Source organism: Mesobacillus sp., assembly GCF_049588175.1.
Lineage (GTDB): Bacteria > Bacillota > Bacilli > Bacillales > Cytobacillaceae > Mesobacillus.
Map to the genome: position 1 here is coordinate 1 of NZ_JBAVFI010000654.1, position 5,622 is coordinate 5,622.

A 5,622-nucleotide genomic window follows, 5' to 3' on the forward strand; every position below is an offset into this window, starting at 1 on the left:
GCCTCCGGATCATAAAATTCGTTCTGGACGACAGCATAACGGCCCATCTCAATGACCGCATCCTTTAAATTGCTGCTTAAGCTCGAATATTTTAGTTCTTCTTCCACTCGTTTTTTCGCAATTTCAACTTGATCTGCTGGAATCCGGGGATTCATAACATTATTGATTGCAGTAACAGTTAAATCTTTCGCTACTGCCAGCTCGTCATTTGCAGCCTGAAGTAAAGTTATGAATACTTGATCAGATAAACTGTTTGTTTCACTTTCAGTCAATTTTGTTTTCAACGCAGCAAGCTTTTCATTAATTGAAGTTTCTACAGGGGCTTTATTCTCAGCTTCATTGTTATCCAGAGTATAATCTTTTTTCTTTTGGTTTATTTTTTCCTCCGCTTCATCATTCACTTCAGAAACAGAATCAAAAATAGATGTAACCAGGTCCACCCGATTCTGGGTATATTCCTTTTTGACTATATAAACATCTTTGACCTGCTCAACCGCTTCCCTGCGGCTTTTTTCTGTACTTTCTTTATCCTCAATTGTAATAGGCGACCTGATGGTCTTCTCTGCAACTGAGAATAGCTCCAGATTAAGTTTCTCAGGCTTTACATTACTGTACATGGCAGAATACATAACAATGCCAATGAGCAAAAATAATAGTACCCGGAAAATCTTTATATTCAACAAGTTCAGAATAGCAGTTAACTGGATCTGCAGCTTATCCATTTACAGCCCTCCTACTGTGGCATTTAGAAGCCAACAGAGTTTACTGGGAAAAATAACTAACTTTCTGTTCCATCATATCAGGTTTCCCCTTAACTTTCATCTCCATTTGACAATAGGGATAAAGTCGGTGCATACCCTATGGAATATGACTATTTATGACATATAAATGACCATTTACTTTACTATGTATAACCAAAAGTCCGCCTTGTAAAGCAAGAGCGGACTGACAGAGGTTTATTCAAACTTTCCGTATGCTTCAATAATCCTTCCAACAAGCGGATGACGCACAACGTCTGCCTGTTCCAGATGCACAAAAGAAATTCCCTTTACATCCTTTAAAATATTTTCAGCAGCGACTAATCCAGACTTGGCTCCCTTAGGCAAATCGACTTGAGAGGTATCACCCGTGATTACCATTTTTGAGCCGAAACCAAGCCGCGTCAAGAACATTTTCATTTGGGCCTGAGTTGTGTTTTGCGCTTCATCTAGGATGACAAACGCATCATCAAGCGTACGCCCACGCATGTATGCAAGTGGTGCAATCTCGATTGTTCCTCGTTCAATCAAGCGCAATGTATGCTCTGATCCTAATATATCATGAAGGGCATCATATAATGGCCGAAGATATGGATCCACTTTTTCCTTCAGATCTCCAGGGAGAAATCCCAGGCTCTCACCTGCTTCTACTGCAGGCCTTGTTAGGATAATTTTTGACACAGTCCCATTTTTAAGTGCATTGACAGCCATTACAACTGCCAGATAAGTTTTTCCAGTACCTGCAGGACCAACGCCAAAGACAAGGTCACGGCTTTTAATGGCATTGATATAATGCCGCTGGCCGAGGGTTTTTACCCTTATAGATTTTCCTTTAACGTTTTTGCTTATTTCTTCATCAAATAAATCCTTGAAGTATTCAAGCGTTCCTTTTTCAGCCATCTGGATTGCATACACCGTTTCCCGCTGGCTAATGCTTATCCCTTTCCGTATGACGGCAAGAAGATTAACCAGAACAGCCTGTGCCTGCTGCACTTTATCCTCTGGTCCGGAGATTCCGAGTGTTTCTCCGCGGGTGACGATCGAGACACCAAGCTCCTGTTCAATTAACTTAAGATTCATATCCGCGTTGCCGAATAAGGAAATTGCTTCATTTGGATTCGCAAGTTGTATTTCCATCGTTTTTAAGTCTTCTGTCATTCTCAGTCTCCTTGGATAATTGGTTGTCCTACTGCTATATCTTCAATGATTGTAAAATGAGTTGTTAGGTTTACTTTATCATTCTCGAATGATTGATGTAAAATTTTTTCCCCTTTTATTATAGCATTTTCAGGAAGGTGTTTTTTTATATCTTTTCTTGCTAATTCTTTTGCACTTTCGATCGCTTCTTGTTTAGTATAGATTCTCGTCACTTGTTCACGCTCTCTTAATGTCTTTTTTTCAACAGTAAGCGGCAGGCTCCATTTAAAGAATTTCACTCGCTGCTCGTTCACTTCCGTTTCATATTCAGAGAACTCTGGCTTTCCAAATCCCCATACCGGCAGCACTTTTCCAACTATTTTTAGGGCATATTTACGCTTTTCATTCCCGTTGAAAACATGAAATGTGCTCTTAAGGGGTAATTCGACCTTTGTTGAATACCATGTCTCGCCGAGGATTTCTCCAGATGCTGCAACAGATTTCAAATTGTCCTCTTTCCCATATAACCCTGAGACCAATAGCTGTCCCGGCAAAACATAATCATTCACCTTTACTGCTGGTTCACCTTTTTCCACAAAAATTTTCACAATCGCGGCTTTTCTTTTCGCTACCAAATGCCTTGGTCCGATAGCCTCCGCTTTCTTTGGCTCACTCTTTTCGACTACTTGAAAATGGTATGTTGTCCCTTTCAATTCCACACCAATCCAGGTCAGGGCCCCTATTTGATCTGTCAGCACTCTCTGGATACTTTCTACATTATCTATAGAAAACTGCAGCTTGCCGACACTGATTCCCATCTTGTCCAATTCCTTGCGAATCTGATGTTCCGTCGCAGGGCTTGCACCTTTTATTTCAATTCCCCAAACCATGTTGGATAGAACCATGATCAATGCAAAAAACAAACAGGCACCAAGTAAAAAACCACTGTTTGTCCATAATCTTCTTAAAAAGAAAGGGCCCCCAGCCCTTTCTAAAAACCTGATTTTACATTGGCTGTCTCTTGCTGGAATCCTAAGCTTCTTAACGTCATGAAGATTCACATAAAAGGTAACTGCTTCGGTACCATGCTTTCTCACATTCCAAACGGAAACTCCATTACGTGTCAACTGGTTTAAAAATCTCTCAATTCCTTTTCCGGTCAGCTTGACCTTCACCGTGCCAGAAAAGATGTGAATCCATTGGTTTTTCATCGGTCTCCCCCTCGTATCAGTCGGTTACATATAGCACCTGATCGATTTTTCCTTCTAATAATATTTCTTCGGGTAAAATGGTCCTGATGACAAAGGCTTTGCCCTTTACCAGCAGCTGTCCGTTTTTTATAAGCAGCCGGACTTCGCCATCGGAAAACGCAAGCAGACCCCGGTGATTTTCAATATATATATGGACTTGCCCAATCATCGTGATTCTAGGGAGATCCATCATGACATCTTGAGGAAGATCCATTTTCTGTGTCATCCATTTACGTACATACTGGCCCCATTTTTTTGCCATAAAAAAAAGAACCCCCTTTCATCTCATATGTATGAGAAAAAAGAAGGTTCTAGCACCATTTTTCACTTATTAGAAGCATTCCTTTTTAGCTGTCGCTTGCCAGGTATTTCGTTCAGACCGACATTAACAGAGCAACTAAAGGAAAATTTTTAGAGGTTTTCTTTAAGAGAGCAGATATAAGGTATTTAAGAACTCACACCTTTTGTTGCAGATGGGTAATGTCAATAACAGTCTAGTCTCTTCTGCTTGGGCTATATGGCTTTTTAGCCCTAGGCTGGCCGAGGACTTCTGACCAGATTAATCCCTCTATCAGTCGGTCTTGATCAGGCTGGAAGTCCAGTAAAGGCTCCTCTTTAGCGGCAGAAAGACGCGAACGGACAGTAGCACCTTCAGAGGACAATCTGCCTCTATCAGCAGTCCTTGCTTTACTATCGACCTTTTCAGCCTGCCGCTTTCTTTCCTGATATACCTTTTGGATGCTGCTTTCCGCCACAGATTCTCTCTCGGCTTTATCAGGTTGAGGCTTGACCGGACGGGTCTGAACATGACGAGGTTCACGACGCGGCTCACCTTGAGCTTTTACGGGATCATCCATCCCAGCAGGCTTGCTGACAGGTCGTACCGGGCGCCGCTGCTGGTTATTCTGGCCATTGCCTTTTGCTTTGTTAAAAAGGCGAGATAGAATGCCGATCAGGACAAGGATTACAATTGGGTTACCAATTAATTCAAACAATGCTTCCAGGAGGAGCCCCCCTTTCTTTTAACGGGTTCTCTCGTCAGTTGTTATTGTTGTCATCTTTCTTTCCGCCAGAAAGCTTACCAATAGAGCCTCTCATATCCGTATCAGCAGAAATGTTCTGGATGTTCATATAATCCATAACACCAATATTGCCTTCACGCAGCGCTTCCGCCATCGCTAGCGGAACTGTAGCTTCTGCTTCGACAACCTTCGCTCTCATTTCCTGAACGCGTGCTTTCATTTCCTGCTCCTGAGCAACCGCCATCGCACGGCGTTCCTCAGCTTTCGCCTGAGCAATTTTCTTGTCAGCCTCTGCCTGCTCTGTCTGAAGTTCCGCCCCAATATTTTTGCCGATATCTACATCCGCAATATCAATGGATAAGATTTCAAATGCTGTTCCCGCATCCAATCCTTTTGATAGAACCGTCTGCGAAATCATGTCTGGATTTTCCAGCACTTTTTTGTGGTTATCAGATGAACCAATAGTTGATACGATCCCTTCACCGACACGCGCAACAATTGTTTCCTCACCAGCACCTCCGACAAGCCTGTCGATGTTTGCTCTAACGGTAATTCTAGCTTTGGCTTTCACTTCAATTCCGTCCATTGCAACCCCGGCAATGAAAGGAGTTTCGATGACCTTCGGATTTACGCTCATTTGTACTGCTTCCAGTACATCACGCCCTGCAAGGTCAATTGCAGCTGCTCTTTCAAAAGATAATTCAATGTTAGCACGGTGTGCCGCAATTAGGGCATTTACGACTCTGTCCACATTACCACCAGCAAGATAATGGCTCTCAAGCTGGTTAGTCGTTACATTCAGACCTGCTTTGTGTGCTTTGATCATCGGATTGATAACCCTACTTGGAATTACCCTTCTAAGCCTCATCCCGATCAGGGTGAATATGCTGACTCTTACACCTGCAGCCAACGCTGAAATCCAGAGCATTACTGGAACAAATGTCAGTAATACTCCGAGTAAAATTACTGCAAGTACGATTGCAATTAAAACAAATGCTGTTCCTGCTTCAATCATTTTTGTGCCTCCTCAATAATTTTAATGGACTTTTTTTCACAAGATGGTATAAAAGCGTCACATCGTGGCTGATAGATTCCACTAAAGTGATTTTTAGCATTGGCTCTGTTAAACAAGGCTGTTGATTTTCATTCCAGGCGCTTCGCTTTCCGCGGGGCTGGCGCTGAGCCTCCTCGTCGCTTCACTCCTGCGGGGTCTCACCTGACCAGCTGCGCCCGCAGGAGTCTACGCGCCTTCCACTACAATCAACAGGGTTCAAAAACAACATTTGGCTTTAACAGAGCCTAAACATTAGAAAAGCGAAAATAAAAATTTCTTGAAATAGCCTTTATTAAAGATTTTTAACCTCTCTAACCACAATTCGTGAACCTTCTGTTTTTATAATCCTTACTCTTGTATCCTTAGATATGAATGCACCTTCACTTACTACATCAATGCGC

At 42.4% G+C, this 5,622-nt stretch carries 5 protein-coding genes and 1 pseudogene; all 6 read right to left on the bottom strand.

The features are described from left to right. Window positions 1-722 (bottom strand): annotated as a pseudogene (locus WB217_RS15725) (hypothetical protein); the annotation flags it as partial. Window positions 723-956: 234 nt separating this feature from the next. Next, the gene (locus WB217_RS15730; RefSeq protein WP_423994194.1) at window positions 957-1,916 is read right to left on the bottom strand and encodes a PhoH family protein; all 960 of its coding nucleotides are present in this window, start codon (window positions 1,914-1,916) and stop codon (window positions 957-959) included. A gap of 2 nt (window positions 1,917-1,918) precedes the next feature. After that, window positions 1,919-3,106 carry a sporulation protein YqfD gene (yqfD, locus tag WB217_RS15735; RefSeq protein ID WP_423994195.1) on the bottom strand — a complete coding sequence of 396 codons (1,188 nt, stop codon included), beginning with the start codon at window positions 3,104-3,106 and terminating at the stop codon, window positions 1,919-1,921. Between the two features lie 16 nt (window positions 3,107-3,122). After that, window positions 3,123-3,407, bottom strand: coding sequence for a sporulation protein YqfC (gene yqfC, locus WB217_RS15740; protein ID WP_335431095.1), 285 nt, complete (start codon window positions 3,405-3,407; stop codon window positions 3,123-3,125). Between the two features lie 232 nt (window positions 3,408-3,639). Beyond that, window positions 3,640-4,140 carry a hypothetical protein gene (locus WB217_RS15745; RefSeq protein WP_423994196.1) on the bottom strand — a complete coding sequence of 167 codons (501 nt, stop codon included), beginning with the start codon at window positions 4,138-4,140 and terminating at the stop codon, window positions 3,640-3,642. Window positions 4,141-4,183: 43 nt separating this feature from the next. Continuing rightward, the gene (floA, locus tag WB217_RS15750; protein ID WP_335377055.1) at window positions 4,184-5,182 is read right to left on the bottom strand and encodes a flotillin-like protein FloA; all 999 of its coding nucleotides are present in this window, start codon (window positions 5,180-5,182) and stop codon (window positions 4,184-4,186) included. Between the last annotated feature and the right edge of the window lie 440 nt (window positions 5,183-5,622).

Bases quoted from the DNA above. Each gene is read 5' to 3' on its own strand.
- WB217_RS15730 (WP_423994194.1), bottom strand. From the start codon at position 1,916: ATGACAGAAGACTTAAAAACGATGGAAATACAACTTGCGAATCCAAAT.
- yqfD (WP_423994195.1), bottom strand. From the start codon at position 3,106: ATGAAAAACCAATGGATTCACATCTTTTCTGGCACGGTGAAGGTCAAG.
- yqfC (WP_335431095.1), bottom strand. From the start codon at position 3,407: ATGGCAAAAAAATGGGGCCAGTATGTACGTAAATGGATGACACAGAAA.
- floA (WP_335377055.1), bottom strand. From the start codon at position 5,182: ATGATTGAAGCAGGAACAGCATTTGTTTTAATTGCAATCGTACTTGCA.